The 17,082-nt window shown below is 64.6% G+C and carries 13 protein-coding genes; 6 read left to right on the top strand and 7 right to left on the bottom strand.

The annotated features are described in order from the left end of the window. Window positions 1-136: 136 nt before the first annotated feature. The 6 genes from AAGW05_RS12405 to AAGW05_RS12380 are packed head-to-tail and all read left to right on the top strand — an operon-like array spanning window position 137 to window position 8,563. On the top strand, window positions 137-1,615 hold the full coding sequence (locus AAGW05_RS12405; RefSeq protein ID WP_411804844.1) for a fumarylacetoacetate hydrolase family protein: 1,479 nt from the start codon (window positions 137-139) through the stop codon (window positions 1,613-1,615). Further along, window positions 1,612-3,111, top strand: coding sequence for a 5-carboxymethyl-2-hydroxymuconate semialdehyde dehydrogenase (gene hpaE / locus AAGW05_RS12400; protein WP_411804843.1), 1,500 nt, complete (start codon window positions 1,612-1,614; stop codon window positions 3,109-3,111). Before AAGW05_RS12405 ends, hpaE begins: the two co-directional genes overlap by 4 nt. Window positions 3,112-3,119: 8 nt before the next feature. Continuing rightward, window positions 3,120-4,190, top strand: coding sequence for a 3,4-dihydroxyphenylacetate 2,3-dioxygenase (gene hpaD, locus AAGW05_RS12395; RefSeq protein ID WP_411804909.1), 1,071 nt, complete (start codon window positions 3,120-3,122; stop codon window positions 4,188-4,190). 12 nt (window positions 4,191-4,202) lie between these two features. Continuing rightward, entirely contained in the window at window positions 4,203-4,988 is a 786-nt protein-coding gene (gene hpaH, locus AAGW05_RS12390) for a 2-oxo-hept-4-ene-1,7-dioate hydratase (RefSeq protein ID WP_411804842.1), read from the top strand. After that, window positions 4,973-5,752 carry an HpcH/HpaI aldolase family protein gene (locus tag AAGW05_RS12385; RefSeq protein ID WP_411804841.1) on the top strand — a complete coding sequence of 260 codons (780 nt, stop codon included), beginning with the start codon at window positions 4,973-4,975 and terminating at the stop codon, window positions 5,750-5,752. Before hpaH ends, AAGW05_RS12385 begins: the two co-directional genes overlap by 16 nt. A 42-nt stretch (window positions 5,753-5,794) precedes the next feature. After that, a complete protein-coding gene (locus AAGW05_RS12380) occupies window positions 5,795-8,563 on the top strand; it encodes an AAA domain-containing protein (protein WP_411804840.1) in 2,769 nt (922 codons plus the stop codon). Window positions 8,564-8,591: 28 nt separating this feature from the next. Here AAGW05_RS12380 and AAGW05_RS12375 read toward each other — a convergent pair whose 3' ends face one another. The 7 genes from AAGW05_RS12375 to AAGW05_RS12345 all read right to left on the bottom strand — a co-directional run bounded on the left by AAGW05_RS12375 (window position 8,592) and on the right by AAGW05_RS12345 (window position 17,040). Further along, on the bottom strand, window positions 8,592-10,481 hold the full coding sequence (locus tag AAGW05_RS12375) for an FAD-binding monooxygenase (protein ID WP_411804839.1): 1,890 nt from the start codon (window positions 10,479-10,481) through the stop codon (window positions 8,592-8,594). Between the two features lie 172 nt (window positions 10,482-10,653). After that, window positions 10,654-11,733: a phosphotransferase family protein gene (locus AAGW05_RS12370; protein ID WP_411804838.1), complete on the bottom strand. Its 1,080-nt coding sequence runs from the start codon at window positions 11,731-11,733 to the stop codon at window positions 10,654-10,656. Further along, entirely contained in the window at window positions 11,733-13,001 is a 1,269-nt protein-coding gene (locus AAGW05_RS12365) for an acyl-CoA dehydrogenase family protein (RefSeq protein WP_411804837.1), read from the bottom strand. Before AAGW05_RS12365 ends, AAGW05_RS12370 begins: the two co-directional genes overlap by 1 nt. A gap of 2 nt (window positions 13,002-13,003) precedes the next feature. Continuing rightward, the gene (locus tag AAGW05_RS12360; protein ID WP_411804836.1) at window positions 13,004-13,798 is read right to left on the bottom strand and encodes an SDR family oxidoreductase; all 795 of its coding nucleotides are present in this window, start codon (window positions 13,796-13,798) and stop codon (window positions 13,004-13,006) included. A gap of 111 nt (window positions 13,799-13,909) precedes the next feature. Then, window positions 13,910-14,443 carry a GIY-YIG nuclease family protein gene (locus tag AAGW05_RS12355; protein ID WP_411804835.1) on the bottom strand — a complete coding sequence of 178 codons (534 nt, stop codon included), beginning with the start codon at window positions 14,441-14,443 and terminating at the stop codon, window positions 13,910-13,912. A gap of 92 nt (window positions 14,444-14,535) precedes the next feature. Next, on the bottom strand, window positions 14,536-15,363 hold the full coding sequence (locus AAGW05_RS12350) for a hypothetical protein (protein ID WP_411804834.1): 828 nt from the start codon (window positions 15,361-15,363) through the stop codon (window positions 14,536-14,538). A gap of 153 nt (window positions 15,364-15,516) precedes the next feature. Further along, window positions 15,517-17,040: a helix-turn-helix domain-containing protein gene (locus AAGW05_RS12345; RefSeq protein ID WP_411804908.1), complete on the bottom strand. Its 1,524-nt coding sequence runs from the start codon at window positions 17,038-17,040 to the stop codon at window positions 15,517-15,519. Window positions 17,041-17,082: the final 42 nt, after the last annotated feature.

Genomic DNA, 17,082 nt, shown 5'->3' with positions numbered 1-17,082 from the left:
GTCGTTCCATTTGGCCAAAGCTGCTGTGGTTGACGCGGACCACGTTGGGGCGGAAGCTTGGTCCTAGACGATCCACGCGGGCCACGGCCTGCCGTGTTTCGGCGCCATTGGACGGCAACCTTCAACGGGGTGATTCGTGGAACAGGTCTCAGCAGGCACGCTCAAGGCGGCCCGCAAGGTCATCGCCGTGCACGTTGCCTACAGGTCCCGGGCCAACCAGCGCGGACGCATCCCGGCACTGCCGTCCTACTTCCTCAAGGCGCCGTCGTCGCTGAGTCTGACGGGCTCAGACATTGAGCGGCCCACAGGCTGCGAACTTCTCGCCTACGAAGGTGAGATCGCCCTTGTGATTGGCACCGCCGCACGCCGTGTGCTCCCCCGGGATGCCTGGTCCCACGTTTCTTTCGTCACGGCAGCCAATGACTTCGGCGTCTATGATCTAAAGTATGCCGACAAGGGCTCCAACGTGCGTTCCAAATCAGGCGACGGCTTCACCCCGCTCGGGCCCGGGCTTATTCCGGCGGCCGGGCTTGACCCGGCGGGGCTGCGCATCAGGACCTGGCTCAACGGCACACCCGTCCAGGACGACACCACAGCCGGCCTGCTTTTCCCGTTCACCCAGCTCGTGGCGGATCTGTCCCAGCTCATGACACTGGAGCCTGGCGACATTATCCTCACCGGAACCCCGGCGGGATCCTCCGTTGCCGTACCGGGCGAGGTGATCGAGGTAGAGGTCGACTCCCCCGGCACCGCACTGTCGACCGGGAGGCTGCGCACCACCGTCACACAGGGGCACGAGGCTTGGGCCGACTACGGCAGCGGCCCGCACACCACCGATACCGACCGCATTGACGCCTGGGGTTCCGCCGAAACTGCCGGGCTCGCCCCCGCAGGGCTCAGCCCGGAACTGCGGCGCAAGCTGACAAGTGTCGGTACCGCCACCCTCAGCTCACAGTTGCGCAAAAGGGGACTGAACAACATTAGTATCGACGGGCTGGCCTCCACCCGGCCGGGGCTGCGGATCGCAGGAACGGCCCGCACACTGCGTTTCGTGCCCCACCGGGAGGACCTGTTCGCAACGCACGGCGGCGGCTACAACGCCCAAAAACGTGCCGTGGACACACTCAACAACGGTGAGGTTCTGGTCATGGAGGCCCGCGGCGACCCCGGGGCAGGCACCTTAGGTGACATCCTGGCCCTGCGCGCCCAAGTAAGGGGCGCGTGCGCGATCGTGACCGACGGCGCGGTCAGGGACATCGCCGAACTGGCCACCCTGGAGATGCCCGTTTTCCACAACGGCGCCCATCCCGCGGTCCTTGGCCGCCGGCATATTCCGTGGGACACGGACCTGACAATCGCCTGTGGAGGGGCCACGGTCCAGCCGGGGGACATCATTGTTGGCGACGCTGACGGCCTGCTGGTAATCCCGCCGTCGTTGGTTGAGGAGGTGGTGGACGATGCCATCGCCCAGGAACACGAGGAATCGTTCATTGCGGACATGGTCGCCCAAGGCCACAACATCGAGGGACTCTTCCCCTTGAATGCGCAGTGGCGGGCCAGGTACGCCGCCTGGGCGGATGGAAACAGCGACGGCAGGAAGGGCACCACGCCATGACCGGCCATTTTATCCCGGAGGGACTCCCCACCCACATCCAGCACTATATTGATGGCAGCTTCGTGGACTCGGCGGGCGGGGAAACCTTCCACGTGCTTGACCCTGTGTCCAACACCAATTACGCCACCGCCGCCGCGGGGCAGCAGGCCGACATCGACCTGGCCGTGGCCGCCGCCTCCCGCGCCTTCACCGACGGGCCGTGGCCACAGCTGAAACCGCGCGAGCGTGCCAGAGTCCTGAACAAAATTGCCGACGCCATCGAGGAAAGGGAGCCGCGGCTGGCCGAACTCGAAACATTCGATACGGGCCTGCCCATCACCCAGGCCCGCGGCCAGGCCCGGCGCGCGGCGGAAAACTTCAGGTTCTTCGCCGACCTCATCGTGGCCCAGTTCGACGACGCCATGAAGGTCCCCGGCGCCCAGATCAACTACGTGAACAGGAAACCCGTCGGCGTAGCCGGCCTCATCACGCCGTGGAACACCCCGTTCATGCTGGAGTCCTGGAAGCTGGCTCCCGCGCTCGCATCGGGCTGCACAGTGGTGCTGAAACCTGCCGAGTTCACCCCGCTCTCCGCATCCCTGTGGGCGGGCATCTTCCAGGAGGCGGGCCTGCCTCGAGGGGTGTTCAACCTCGTCAACGGCCTGGGTGAGGACGCCGGGGACGCGCTGGTGAAGCACGCGGGCGTTCCGCTGATCTCCTTTACCGGCGAGACAACCACCGGGCAAACGATCTTCGGCAACGCAGCAGTGAACCTGAAGGGGCTGTCCATGGAACTCGGCGGCAAGAGCCCGTGTGTCGTCTTCGCCGATGCCGATGTGGACGCCGCGATCGACTCCGCCCTGTTCGGCGTGTTCTCACTCAACGGCGAGCGCTGCACGGCAGGGTCACGCATCCTTATCGAGCGCCCCCTGTATGCCGAATTTTGCGAAAAGTATGCCGCCCGGGCCAGGAATATCGTGGTGGGCGACCCCCACGATCCCAGGACCGAGGTGGGTGCGCTGGTGCATCCCGAACACTATGCCAAGGTCATGTCCTATGTGGAGATCGGCAAGTCGGAGGGGCGCCTGCTCGCCGGAGGCGGCCGACCCGATGGCCTGGACACCGGCAATTACGTGGCCCCGACGGTGTTTGCCGACGTCCTGCCCGGCGCGCGGATCTTCCAGGAGGAGATCTTCGGTCCTGTCGTTTCCATCACCCCTTTCGAGGACGACGCCGAGGCGCTGGCTTTGGCGAATGGCGTCAAGTACGGCCTGGCCGCCTATGTGTGGACGACTGACCTCAAGCGCGCCCACACTTTTGCCCAGGACCTTGAGGCGGGCATGGTGTGGCTGAATTCGCACAATGTGCGGGACCTGCGCAGCCCGTTCGGCGGGGTTAAGGCCTCGGGGCTGGGGCACGAGGGCGGCTTCCGCTCCCTCGACTTCTATACAAACCAGCAGGCCATTCATATCACGCTCGGCGACGTGGACACGCCGAAGTTCGGGGCGGCACCGTGACGGGGCAAATGGCCGCCCCGGGCGTCCCGCCACCTGACATTGTGCGCTGCGCCTACATGGAGCTGGTGGTCACGGATCTGGCCGCTTCGCGCGAGTTTTATGTCGGACTGCTGGGCCTGCATGTCACGCTGGAGGAACCGGGCGCCATTTACCTGCGCACCTTGGAGGAGTTCATCCACCACAACCTTGTGCTGAGGGAGGGCCCGGTGGCGGGCGCGGCCGTGGCGGCGTTCAGGGTGCGGACACCTGCAGACGTCGATGCGGCGCAAGCGTATTACCAGGGGCTGGGCTGCCGCACGGAGCGGCGGCGGGACGGCTTCGTTGCCGGGATCGGCGACGCCGTCAGGGTGGAGGACCCGCTGGGGTTCCCGCTCGAGTTCTTTTACGAGGCCGCACATGTGGAACGGCTGACCCGGCGCTACGACCTCACGGGGGCGGGCGAACTAGTCCGCCTTGACCACGTCAACCTTGTCACCCCAGACGTCCCCCGCGGCCAAAATTACCTTGAAGGCCTCGGATTCAGGGTTTCCGAGGACATCCAGGACTCGGACGGCACCACGTATGCGGTCTGGATGCACCGCACGCAAACAGTCCACGACATCGCACTGACGGGCGGCGCCGGCCCACGCATGCACCACCTGGCCTTCGCCACGCACGAGAAACACAACATCCTCCATATTTGCGACAAGATGGGTGCCCTGCGCATATCCGATCGGATCGAGCGCGGCCCCGGCCGCCACGGTGTATCCAACGCGTTCTACCTGTACGTCCTTGATCCCGACGGCCACCGCGTGGAGATCTACACGCAGGACTATTACACGGGGGATCCCGACAACCCGGTGCTCACCTGGGATGTGCACGACAACCAGCGCCGCGACTGGTGGGGCAACCCCGTGGTCCCGTCCTGGTACACCGAGGCTTCCCCTGTCCTTGACCTTGACGCCAACCCGCGGCCCCTGAGCAAACCGGCGGGGGCTTCCGAGCAGGCGGTCACAGTCGGCGCCGATGGCTTTTCCTACACCCGCAGCCCGGGTGGCGAGGGCACCGAACTCGGCTTCAAGCTTGGCGACCAGTTGTGAGGGAGGACCACCATGCTTGATGCGCAGAGCATCGCACGCATCGCCGACGAACTGCTCGACGCCGCCAGAACCCGGGTGCCTGTCCCCCTGTTGACGGCCAGGTACCCCGGGATGACGGTGGAGGACGCCTACCGTGTGCAAAGCCTGTGGCGCTCGCGCGGCGAGGCCGCCGGCAGGGTTCTTGGCGGGCACAAGATCGGCCTGACGTCCCAGGCCATGCAGCGGGCCACAGGCATCACCGAACCCGACTACGGCATCATCTTCAAGGACGCCATCCTTGACACAGGCTGCTCCGTGCCATGGCGGCAGTTCACCCACCCGCGCGTGGAAGTGGAGCTCGCGTTCCTGCTCAAAGAGGACGTCGCGGGCCCCGACGCGACCATCTTCGACGTCCTGCGCGCCACCGAATACGTCACCCCCGCCCTTGAAATTCTCGATTCCCGGATCGAAATGGAGGGCCGGACCATTGTCGACACCATCAGCGACAACGCAGCCCTCGGAGCCATGGTGCTGGGCGGAACCCCCGTGAAGCCCGACGCCGTCAATCTGCGCTGGGTGGCCGCCATCCTGTACAAAAACCAAGTGGTGGAGGAGACGGGTGTGGCTGCTGGCGTGCTGGGACACCCTGCGTCGGGCGTGGCGTGGCTGGCCAACAGGATCGCAGCGCACGGGGCAGTGCTCAAGGCGGGGGAACTGATCCTCGCAGGTTCCTTCACCCGCCCCCTGTGGGTCGCCGCCGGGGACACGGTATTTGCCGACTACGGAAAGCTGGGGACGATCACATGCCGTTTCGAGTGAACGCTGACGCCTCGCTTAAGGACGCACTTGCCGCCGCGGACCGGCCGCTGGTGGGCATGTGGGTGTGCTCCGGCAGCGCGCTTGTGGCCGAGATCTGCGCCGGGGCTGGCCTGGATGCTCTGGTAATCGACGGCGAACATGGCCCCAACGGGCTCGAGTCCATCCTGGCCCAGCTTCAGGCGGTGCGCAGTTACCCCGTCACGGCCGTGGTCCGCCCGCCGGCCAACGATCCGGTGCTGATCAAGCAGTATTTGGACCTGGGCGTGCAGTCGCTATTGATCCCCATGGTCAACACGGTCGCCGATGCCGAGGCCGCAGTGTCCGCCGCCCACTACCCTCCGCGCGGCGTGCGCGGGGTGGGTGCCGCCCTGGCCCGCTCCTCCCGCTGGAATCGCATCCCCGACTACCTCGGGCGGGCCGGGGACACGGTGACGGTCATGGTCCAGATTGAATCGGTCCAGGCCGTGGAAAACGTCGCACAGATCGCCGCTGTGGAAGGGGTCGACGCCATCTTCATCGGCCCCTCGGACCTCGCCGCCTCCATGGGCCTGCTGGGAGCGCAGGAACATCCCCAGGTGATGGCCGCCGTCGAGCATTGCATCAAGGCCGCCAAAGCTGCGGGCAAGCCCGTCGGCGTGAATGCGTTCGCGCCAGCGACGGCCCGGCACTATATGGACGCCGGGGTGGATTTTATCTTGGTTGGCGCCGACGTCACCCTGCTGGCCCGCGGGAGCGAGGCCCTTGCCGCCGGGTTGGTTGAGTAGACTTCGGGAACGTACCGCAACAGCTGATGGGGAGAACCTGCCGTGATTGATCCGCGCCGCCAGGCCATCCTTCTCCCTTCCAGCAGAGGTGTCTTCGAGGACAGGACCGGGGATGTTCATGGATACCGGGCGGATCCGTCCTACGTTTACATCACGTTCATTGGCAAGAGTCAAGAAAAAGGGTATCGGTACAGCGCAGAAAAAGTTGTCATTCTGCGGGATCCACTGGCCATCCCGCTTAAGGATGGCACCCGGGTAGCGGTCAGGGGCGAGCTGCAGAGTGATGCCATCGAGGTATTGCGTTTCGACGGACCAACGGGCCCCTGGTGGCGGATTTTCTACCCCGCACAGGGCGGAAACAGCTATCGCACGCACGCGGATCACGAGATCGAGTTCCGTCACAGCGCCGATGGGTCACCCCGGGCATCAGATGTTCTCAACTATTGGCGGGGCATCGTGGCCCGGCTGCCCGCAGACGACCCCCTCCAGTTTCCATACAAACGACTGGCCTCCGTCAATGCCAAGAGTGCGCTGGCCAGGTACCTCAACGGCGGCCCCTTTGAAGCCACGGACAGCACCGGCACGTTGATCTTCCCGTTCTCGGCAAACCTCAGTCAGCGCGAAGCCGTTGAAACGTGCCTGCGCAACCCCATCTCGGTGATCGACGGGCCACCAGGTACGGGGAAGACACAGACGATCCTGAACTTGATCGCCAACATCATCGCCACGCCCGGTGCCACTGTCGGCGTCGTCTCCTTCACCAATTCGGCCGTGGACAATGTCCGTGAGAAACTCGCGGAGGAGGGCATCGCGTGTGTGGTTGCGGGGTTGGGCCGCAAAGACAAAAAGGCGGAGTTTTTCGCGAGTCAGCCTGCCAGAAACATCGAAGTGGCCGGCCTGTTCGACGGCGGAATGGTGCCAATGCCGCCGGATACCGAGATTGCCGACGTCGACCAACGCCTGCAGAAATTGCAGGAGACCGAGAGGCACTTGGCCCAACTGCGACAGGAGAAAGACGCCTACAGCTTGGAACGGCGCCACTTCACCCGGTATCTTGAGCGCCATGAGCCGGCCGAACTCGAGGGATTCCCGCTCCTGGCGCAGTCCTCGGGAACCATCCTTGACTACCTGGCGGAGACGTCCCTGTGGCGTGCCGACGATGGCCTGTTCAAGCGACTGATCAGGAAAGTCAGGGGATATTTTCGGTACGGATCCGCCAAGGCAGTCAATCCCTATGACACGGACGCGGTGCTTCGCCTGCAGCGTGCCTACTACGACAACAAGATCAATGAACTGCAGCAGGACATTGACCAGGCCGAGCTGCTCCTGGCGCACGGCGGGATTGCAGCACTGGCCAAGCGACACAGTCAGCTTTCCGGACAGGCGCTGCGCTCCGGCCTGCAACAGCGCTACTCCCACACGTCGGCACAGATATACAGTCCTGAGACGTATAGGGGGAAGTTCGCGAGGTTCACCCGCGACTACCCGGTTGTTCTCAGCACCTGCCACTCACTGGGAGGGAGCCTTCCCGAAGGACACCTGCTCGACTACCTCATCATTGATGAGGCGTCCCAGGTCAATCTGCTCGCGGCCGGCCTGGCGCTGAACAGTGCACGCAATGTGATAGTTGTCGGTGATCTTCGCCAGCTCCAGCACATTGCCGCGCAAACCGCAGCCAACAACGCGCCCCAGGCCCCCGCGGCACCTTACGACTATCAGCGGCACAACATCCTGTCCTCCCTGATCGCGCTTTATGGGGACGCCCTCCCACGAACGATGCTGCGGGAGCACTATCGTTGCGATCCGGCCATCATCGGCTTCTGCAACAAGAAGTTCTACGACGGACAGCTTGTTCCGTTCACGGTCAGTGAGCCCGGGGCACGCCCGCTGCGGGTGGTGCGCACCGCCGAGGGAAACCACATGCGAGACCACCAGGACGGCGGCCGCTCAAACCAACGGGAGATCGACGTCGTCGTCCAGGACGTCATCGAGCAATATTTCCCCGGCACCGACAGGGACACGATAGGCATTGCAACCCCCTACCGGATTCAGGCGGGAAAGTTCACCCAACAGCTGCCAGGCATTCACGCCAGTACAGTCCACAAGTTCCAGGGCCGCGAAAAGGACGTGGTCATCATGAGCACTGTCCTGAATGAGAACATCAGGGGGAAGAACGGCCTGGACTTTGTGGATGACCCCCACCTGGTCAATGTGGCGCTCTCGCGCGCCAAGAAACAATTCGTGCTTGTCACCAATCACGGCCTGTTGCCCCAGAGCCGCAATCTTCGTGACCTGATCGAGTACATCCAGTACAACGACCCCGACCAGGAGATCATTGACAGCGCCGTCGTGTCAGTTTTCGACCTGCTGTACAAGGACTACTCACCTCGTTTGAGGCCGCTGGCAGGGCGGTTGAGGCAGCGGACAGGATTCGCTTCGGAAAACATTGTATGGACTGTCCTCAACGACGTCCTCAAGGAAGGTCCATACGGCGATTTCGCCGTTGCGGACCAGGTTGTCCTGCGCAACCTACTCCCCGACCTCGCCAGCCTCAGCGCCGAGCAGGCAGCCTACGCCAGGCACAGGGCCACGACCCTGGACTTTGTGGTCTACAACCGAATCAGCAACAGGCCCGCCTTCGCCATCGAGGTCGACGGCTTCGCATTTCATGAAAACGACCCCCGGCAGCAGGTTCGCGATGCGCACAAGGATGCGATCTGCGCCATCCACAAGATCCCCCTGCTGCGGCTGCCCACCACTGGCAGCGGGGAGGAACGGCGGATTCGCCAGTGGCTTGACGCCTGCGTGTGATGCCCGGCCGGTATGGGATGCGGCATCTCTACCCCGCCGCCAGCATGAGCTGCCCGAAGAACCCGGCCAGCCCGGCGGTGTCGGTCAGCGGCAAGACGTTGGCAACGTACTGGTCGGGCCGCACCACCACGACGGCACCGCCACGGTCGATTCCGCGAGCCTCGAAGATGTCGCGGACGGGGTCGGCGGCGTAGACCAGCTCGTAGTCAATGAGCCCGAACGGGCCTGTACGCGGCATGAACGTTGCTGGCACCCGGCCCAGGTCGACGCCCTCAAAGTCCTGCTGGGCGATGAGCTTGACGTCAAATACGGCGTCGATGTCACCGTCCTTCGGCGTGTATTTGACCAGCGGGGATTCGGGGGAGGTTGACAGCCAGCGGGCCCAGTCCGACAGCGCCGACGGTTCCCCGATGGCAGGAGCGTCGGCGAAGGCGTAGAGGCGCCAGCGCCCGTCGGCCCGGTGGTGGTGGCCCAACTGCACAGGGTTGGCGTCGGCCACCCTGACCACGGGGGCTGATTTGAAGCGCTTGCCGATCGGGAATCCCATGGCCAGGTCCTGGTGCACGGGTTGACCGATGAGCATTGACGGCTGGTACTGGGTCATGAAGCCCGCAGGGAATTCGAAGGTGCGCACGTAGTAGTCCTCAAGCTCTGTGGGGTCCTCCATGTCCTCGGGCCGCATGGCCATCAGGGTTGACCATTCAAGGTCAAAGTCGATGAGATCCTTCGCGATGACCTGGCGCTCGGCCGAATACGTTGCCAGCAGCGACGCTGGGCTGCGGCCCTCAAGCACGTGGGCGATCTTCCAGGCCACGTTGAAGCCGTCCTGCATGGAGACGTTCATGCCCTGCCCGGCCTTGGCGCTGTGGGTGTGGCAGGCGTCGCCCGTAATGAAGACCCGCGGCAGGCGGGCGCCGAGCTGGTCTAGGGGGACGTCGTCGAACCTGTCGGTGAGCCGGTGCCCCACCTCGTAGACGCTGGTCCAGGCAACGCTGCGCACATCAAGGGTGTAGGGGTGCAAGATCCTGTTGGCCTTGGCGATGATTGTTTCGATCGTGGTGTTGCGGACCGCGTGCTGCCCGTCCTCAACCACGTCGCCGAGGTCTACATACATGCGGAACAAGGATCCTCCCTCGCGCGGGATCAGCAGGATGTTCCCGCCGTCGCCCGACTGGATGGCGCACTTGGCCCGGATGTCGGGGAAGTCGGTGACGGCCAGGACATCCATGACGCCCCACGCGTGGTTGGCGTGGATGCTGCTGTGTTTCGCTCCGATCGATTCGCGGACGGCACTGTGCGCCCCGTCGGCACCCACCACGTACTTGGCATGGACCACCCGCACTGCGCCGGCGTTCTCCCCTGTCCGGAGCAGTGTCACCGCGACCGGGTATTCACCGGTGGCGGCTATTTCCAGGCTTTGGAACGCCCAGCCGTAGTCGGGCGTAATGCGCGCCGGGGAGTACGCCATGACTTCGGCAAAGTAGTCGAGCACGCGGGCCTGGTTCACTATCAGGTGCGGAAATTCGCTGATGCCTGTCGTGTCATCCGGAGCCCTGGCCGCCCTGGCAATCCTTGTGTGATCCACCGGGTCGGGTTTCCAAAAGACAGTGGCTGTGATCCTGTAGGCCTCGGTGATGATGCGCTCGGCGAAGCCAAACGCCTGGAAGGTTTCCACGCTGCGGGCCTGGATGCCGTCGGCCTGGCCAATTTCCAGCCGCCCGGGGCGGCGCTCCACAATCCTGGTGCTGAGGTTCGGGAACGCGGACAACTGGGCGGCTGTGATCATGCCCGCAGGTCCCGCGCCCACAATCAGCACGTCCATCTCGGCGGGCAGTTCCACGGGCCGATTGATCCCCGTCCCTTCCGCGGGCTTGATGCGCGGATCGCCGGACACATACCCGTGCTGGTGGAATTGCATCTACTTCCTCCCCGTTGCCGCGCTGCAAACTGCCCTTGCTGCCAGTCGCGGATGGCGTCCTACCGCATGCAGAACCGGCACTCCTCCATCATCATGTGCCTCTTGGGCACCCCAATCAAGGGGTGGCCGGGGCGGGTGTCCGGCGTCGGACTAATCGGTGCAGGTGCCTGGCTTAGGGCAGCCGTGCAGCGTGGGCTGCAGCGGTTTCCAGAAGCTGCGGCACACCCGCCTCAAGCGCGGCGCCGAACGACTCGTTGTCGGCGCGTTCCCCCTGCTTCCATCTCGTGTAGATCGCCTCGCTGAAAATGGCGGCCTTCCACAACGCGAGCACCTGGTACCAGGGAAGGGCAGTGAGGTCCAGACCAAAGCGTGCGTTGTATCTGGCAGCCATTTCGGCGCGGTCCAGGTAGCCGGGCAGTGCCGTCACTGGCGTGAGCTCCAGCAGGGTCGGCCGCGTCCCCGCCTGCGCGTACGTCGCAGTCAGGTAGCCCAGATCGGCAAGGGGGTCGCCCAGCGTGGCCATTTCCCAGTCAAGGACCGCCCTCACCCGGGCCGGACCCGTCCGGTTGAACATCAGGTTCCCCAGCCGGTAGTCGCCGTGGATCACTGCCGTGCGCTGCGTGTCCGGCCGGTTCGCCTCAAGCCACTGCGCCAGCGCCGCCACTTGAGGAAGGTCGCGGCTTGCACCCATCTCCCACAGCCCGGCAAACCGCGCCACCTGCCGTTTCAGGTATCCGTCGGGGCGCCCGATCCCGGCAATCGGGCCGCTGCCGGCATCCACCGAATGCAGTTTCACGAGCATGTCGGCCGCAGCCTCGCTCGTGGCGCGGCGCTGCTGGGGCGCATCCACATGTGCGGGTACGGTGTCCGTCACGACGTCCCCGTCCACGAATTTCATGATGTAAAACGGCACGCCCAGCACGTTGGGATCCGCGCACACGGCCAGGATTTTCGGGACAGGAATGCCCAGTGGCGCCAACAGCGACTGGATGTGCGCCTCCCTGAGCATGTCATGGGTGGACGGAGGCAGGGGCGGGCGCGGTCCCCGGCGAAGCACGACGTCGGCCCCGTGCCTTTTGATCCTGAACGTCACGTTGGACTGTCCCCCGCCGATGCGTTGGGCGTGCACGGGACCTGTGCCAAGGCCCGATGCGTCGAGGAACTCCTCCACCCGTTCAAGGACCAGCAGCGGCGGCGCGTCCTGCCGGGCGGCCTCTTCGGTGGTCCGGACAATGTCGGCCTTGGCGCCCATCAAAGTTCCCCTTCGTGGATGGTTGCCGCGCCCTGGAATGCCTCCCCGGCGGCAACTGCTCGTCGCCGCCCGGATGCGGCCCTGCGTGCGATGGCCCATTTGTGGGTTTCGGTGGAGCCGTCGTAGATGCGGAACGCGCGCACCTCATTCAGGTATTGGATCAGCGGCATCCCGTCGGAGACCCCGTCGCCGCCGCACAGCTGCACGGCCCTGTCAATCACCCTGTACACCGCCTCGGAGCAGTGCACCTTGGCCACCGACGACAACGCCGAACCCGCCTTCGAATCCACCGCCAGCAGCGCCGCACACCTGGCAATGATGGCGTCGGACGTCTCGATGTCAAGGACGGACTGGGCGATCATCTCCTGCGCAATGCCCAGCTGTGAGAGGTGAGCACCAAACATCTCCCGCGTGTTGGCGCGGTCAAGCATGATGTCCATGGCCCGGCGGGCCAGCCCCAGCCAGCGCATGCAGTGCGTCAGCCGGGCAGGGCCAAGCCTCACCTGCGCGTACGTGAAGCCCAGGCCGGCTTCCCCGAGGACGGCGGAGCCGGGAACATGGACGTTCTCGAAGTGGACGTGGGAATGCCCGCCGGCGATGTACTTGTCCATGGTGTGGATGGGCGCGCCAAGCTGCACGCCCGGGGTGTCCATGGGCACGAGGAACATGGAGGCGCCCGCCGGGGCCCCAGCCCCATCACTGCCGGCCGCGTCGGCCTCGGTGCGGGCCATGACAATGGCGAAATCGGCAAGGGTTGCACCGCTGGTGAACCGCTTGTGCCCGTTGATGCTCCATCCATTGCCGTCGCGCACCGCCGTTGTGGTCAGCGCTTCGGGGTCGGACCCGGCGCCGGGGTGCGGCTCGGTCATGGCAAAACAGGAGCTGATGTCACCGGCGGCAAGCGGGAGGAGAAAACGCCGTTTTTGTGCCTCGGTGCCGATCAGGTTCAGCATGTGCATGTTTCCCTCATCCGGCGCCATGCAGTTAAGCACCGCAGGGCCGATCGGCGAGTAGCCGGCCTCCTGGAACACGGGCGGCCAGTGTTCCACCGCCAGTCCCTGCCCGCCGTAAGCCACGGGAACGTGGGGCGCGAACACCCCCGCCTCCCGCGCGGCCACCGCCAGTTCCCGCCTGACTGAAACGTTCAGGGTCTGGCCAGGCCGCGGTTCGGCGGGGATCACCGTGCTGCGGATGAACTCGCGGGTGCGCCGGCGGAGGTCTTCAACGGACGCCGGGTAGACACCAAGGAACGGTGTTGCGCCGTTCATGCTCAGCCCAACCCACCCGTGTTGCGCAGGCCGCCGTCGAGAGTCAGGACCTGCCCCGTCACCCAGGAGGCATCGGCGGAGGCGAGGTAGGCGACGGCGGAGGCCACGTCGTCGGGCTCCCCCAAACGCCCCAGCGGGTAGGCCGCGGCAACTTCGCGCTCCCGGCCCTCGTAGAGCGCACTGGCAAAGCGGGTCTTCACCACGGCCGGCGCCACGGCGTTCACCCGGATTTGCGGGGCCAGTTCCACCGACAGCGTGCGCGTCAGGTGGGACACCGCGGCCTTGCTGATGCCGTACAGGCCAAGGCCGGGCGCGGGGAGATCGCCGCTGATGGAGGACACATTGACCACATTGGCCCGCCGCTCCCTGAACCCCAGCCCGGGATGCGCCAGCACTGCCTGCGTCCAGGCGAGCGTGCCAAGGACGTTGACCTCGAAGATCTTGCGCGCCGCGTCAAGGTCAACGGTTTCCAGCGGCCCGTACACGGGGTTGATGCCTGCGTTGTTGACAAGGACGTCGAGCCCGCCGAAGTGATGGTCGACGGCGGCCAGCACCTGGGCGCGGTGCTCGGGGTCATCCGTGTGCCCGGCAATGGCGACGGCGTTGCCGCCAAGGGTTGCCAGCGCCTCATCCAAGGCCTCCTTGTGCCGGGCGGTGATGAGAACGCTGGCACCTTCTGCGGCGAGACGCTGCGCTATGGCCAATCCGATCCCCCGGCTGGCGCCCGTGATGAGCGCCGCCTTGCCGATGAAGCGCCGGGCAGGGGGCGTGCTGGTGTGCGGGGCGTCCTGGGCCATGGGGTCCTCTCAGTCGTGAACCCGCCTACTCGGCGGTAGCTATTGCCAGCATGCTGTGCAATTCGGCAACGGTCAAGGGTTCAGGCACTTAGGGTCCGGGCACCACAGGGATCAGTCGCCGGTGGGCTTGCCTTTGTCGCGAAGTGCGTTGCGTTGTGCGGCCGCGGCCAGCGCCGATACGTGTATCTGCTCCGGCGTCAGGCCGTCGCGGTTAAAGGGAGGGAGGAGTTCGGCGCGCATCGCGTCCTCGAGCTCCGCGAGCTGTTCCGGCTCCGAAACCAGGGCAAAGGATGTGCCAAGGTTGCTGACCATCCAGGCACTCAGGAGTTCCTCGTCCGTGTCGGTCAGCCGCGGGTGTGCGGACCGTCCGTGCCACTGTGCCTGAAGCCCGAGCAGTGCGGCCAGGGAACGGCGGAAGGTGGATTTTGATGTTTGCACGTCATGGTGGCGGGCACGGCTGCGCAAGTTCGTGGCTTTGCCCACGTAGAGCAGATCACCGCGCTTGAGGGGCTTCAATTCGGCGGGCCATTGAACATCCTTGGGCAGTCCGCCCGTCAGGAAACACTTGTAAATGCCAGGGGCGAAAGGCATCGCCTGCCATGCAGTTTTGGCGGGGGTAGTTGTAGTCCATTTGAGATCTTTCATGCGTTGACCTTACGACATGGCCACGCACCCAGGCCACGTTCCCTGGCCCGCTGACAGATATGCACGGTGAGATCGGCGCAGGCAGCCGCGCTTTATGCTCCGGCGAAGTCGTCTGCCGGATCAAATTCAACCCTGGCAACGACTTCCTGCGTCCGGGCGTCGATCATGGCGGCCTCGAGGTCGTCCTCGATCATGATGAATTCGCCCTTGTCGGTCATAAAGTGCCACGCCAGGACGGTTTCGCCGTTGTGTTCGTGGTTGGGGTCGCCCAACGTGATTTTTGCCAGTTCATGGCCGGAGACAGAGCAAAGTTCGCGGATGATGAGCTCGAACTCGGGTGCATTCTCACGTGCCGCCTCGGCCTGGCGTTCGGCCAGGTCAGGGATGAGTGCAACGCGGTGGGCAATGTGCGCGGCCAGCGCTGCCGGGTCCAGCACCAGCAGGCCTGCCTGGCCGATCAGCCATGCCGCATTGAGCCCGGTGACATCTTCGTCCTCGAACAATTCCTCAAATTCACTGTCGAGGGATTCCATGGCGGCGACGCTCTCGGAACGCTCGGGTGCCGCCTCGTCGTCGAGGTAGGCTTCCAGTTCCTGCTCGGACAATAGATCATAAAGTGCCGCCGTGCGGTTGAAGAGGTCGAGGTGCTTAATGGCACCCATGGCCGAAAGCCCTTCCCGAATGTAGCCGTCAAGCTCGTCCCTGTCGGGGGTCATGAAGGCATACTGGGCGAATCCGCCGTCGAGCGCCGAGGTGAGGTAGAAGTCGACAAAGTAGCTGCGCAACGCGTTCGGGGCGATCTCATCTTCGTTCAGGTGGGCCAGGTACATCTCGTTGACAACCGAGACATTGTCGCTCACAACGTCTTCGTTGCTGGCGCCGGTCGTGGTCAAAACTACCGGGAATTGGTGCGTGGTCATGATGGATCCTCACTCTTGGGAGCGTTCTACTGACACGTTCACGCTATGTCCCGCCGGCGGACGGCAGGCACAAGGCCAGGTGAACGTCAGGCGAAGACCAAGAAAACGTTGCTTCCGCGACACGACCGCCCCACGGACCCAGCCCCTGACCCCCTAGCGTCCCTCGTGGGCGGCAAGGAACCTGTACACCTCGGTTTCATCCACGCCGGGGAACGCACCCTGCGGCATGGCGGCCAGCAGGTGCGAGTTGGCGCGCGTTGACGGCCAGGCGTTCCCCGCCCACTCGGCGGACAACTCGGCAGGGGGACGGCGGCAACAGCCTGGATCCGGACACTTTGACTTCGAGCGTTCGGTGGTTTCCCGTCCGCGGAACCACTTCACGTGCTCATACGGCACGCCGATGCTCAGCGAGTACTCCCCCGATGAGTGCCGCTCCGTCCGTGCCGTGCACCAGTAGGTGCCGGCCCCGGTGTCCGTGTACTGGTTGAACGCACGGAACTTGTCGGGAACATCAAAGACAGCACGGGAGGTCCAGAACCTGCACACCGCCTGGCCCTCGATGGCGCCTGTGTGGTCGGCAGGGAAGTTCACGCCGTCGTTCTCGTAGGCCTTGTGGATGATCCCGGACTCATGCACCTTCTGGAAATGTGTGGTGATGCCCAGATGCTCGGTGGCCAGGTTCGTGAACCTGTGGGCCGCTGTCTCATAGGAGACGGCAAATGCGTCCCGGATATCCTCGATGGCCAGTTCCTTGGCTGCCTTGGCCTCCTTCAGGAAATCAACCGTGGCCCGTTCAGGCATGAGCAAGGATGCCGCAAAGTAATTTGTGTAGACCCGCTGGCGCAAAAAGTCTGCGTAGTTCCGCGGCGTCTCGTGCCCCAAAACATAGTGTCCAAGGGCCTGCAACAGCACCGACCGGGGGTCATGGTCCGAACGCTGGCCGTGCGTGAGATAAATTCGGCGATTCTTCAAATCCGTCACCGAACGGGTTGAATGCGGCAGATCCCCCACATAATGCAGATCAAAACCGAGGTGCTCGGCGACGTCGGCGGCCACGTGGTGGGACAGCGGCCCCCTGTCATGGCCCACGGCTTTTAGGAGGTCCTGCGCCTGGCGTTCAATCTCGGGGTAGTAGTTGTTGCGTCCGCGCATTTCCAGCCGCAGTTCGCTGTTGGCCCGGCGGGCCTCCTCAGGGGTGGCCGACTGTTCCTCGAGTCGCCGCTCAAGTTCATGCTGCAACCCCACAAGGGACTCAAGCACTTCGGTGGAAAGCCGCGAGCTGACGCGGACAGTGGGCAGTCCCAGCGACTGGTACAGCGGCCCGCGCTGGGCCCTTTCCAGCTCGATTTCAAGTGCCGCACGCCGGCTCGGCGGCTCGGCGCCGAGCAACTGGTCAAGGCCTACGCCAAGTGCCCCGGCCAGGTGTTGCAGCAGGGTCAGTTTGGGTTCCCGTTTGCCATTTTCGAGCAAGGAAAGCTGCGACGGCGCTGCCCCAACTTTTTCGCCCAGGTCATCAAGTGTCATGCCCAGCCCCTTGCGCAGGTGCCGCACCCTGCGCCCCAGGGAAATGATGTCCAATTCGTCCTCTGCCGCGGCTCCCTTGCCGCGCGGCGCCAGCGCTTCGCCTATGTTCCAGCCCACATTAGTCATTTCTTGAGAATACGTGAAGAACTGCAGATCTTTCCAGCAATTCCCTCTATGAACGGCTTGAAATCACCT

Source organism: Arthrobacter sp. LAPM80 (genome assembly GCF_046736435.1).
In the GTDB taxonomy this organism is placed as follows: domain Bacteria; phylum Actinomycetota; class Actinomycetes; order Actinomycetales; family Micrococcaceae; genus Specibacter.
Note: the sequence above shows the minus strand (reverse complement) of the source record. Positions and strands in the feature narration are given on the sequence as shown.

Excerpts from the sequence above, each read along its gene's own strand:
- AAGW05_RS12360 (WP_411804836.1), bottom strand. The coding sequence starts at position 13,798 with ATGGCCCAGGACGCCCCGCACACCAGCACGCCCCCTGCCCGGCGCTTC.
- AAGW05_RS12375 (WP_411804839.1), bottom strand. The coding sequence starts at position 10,481 with ATGCAATTCCACCAGCACGGGTATGTGTCCGGCGATCCGCGCATCAAG.
- AAGW05_RS12370 (WP_411804838.1), bottom strand. The coding sequence starts at position 11,733 with ATGGGCGCCAAGGCCGACATTGTCCGGACCACCGAAGAGGCCGCCCGG.
- AAGW05_RS12385 (WP_411804841.1), top strand. The coding sequence starts at position 4,973 with ATGCCGTTTCGAGTGAACGCTGACGCCTCGCTTAAGGACGCACTTGCC.
- hpaD (WP_411804909.1), top strand. The coding sequence starts at position 3,120 with ATGGCCGCCCCGGGCGTCCCGCCACCTGACATTGTGCGCTGCGCCTAC.
- AAGW05_RS12355 (WP_411804835.1), bottom strand. The coding sequence starts at position 14,443 with ATGAAAGATCTCAAATGGACTACAACTACCCCCGCCAAAACTGCATGG.
- hpaH (WP_411804842.1), top strand. The coding sequence starts at position 4,203 with ATGCTTGATGCGCAGAGCATCGCACGCATCGCCGACGAACTGCTCGAC.
- AAGW05_RS12365 (WP_411804837.1), bottom strand. The coding sequence starts at position 13,001 with ATGAACGGCGCAACACCGTTCCTTGGTGTCTACCCGGCGTCCGTTGAA.
- hpaE (WP_411804843.1), top strand. The coding sequence starts at position 1,612 with ATGACCGGCCATTTTATCCCGGAGGGACTCCCCACCCACATCCAGCAC.
- AAGW05_RS12350 (WP_411804834.1), bottom strand. The coding sequence starts at position 15,363 with ATGACCACGCACCAATTCCCGGTAGTTTTGACCACGACCGGCGCCAGC.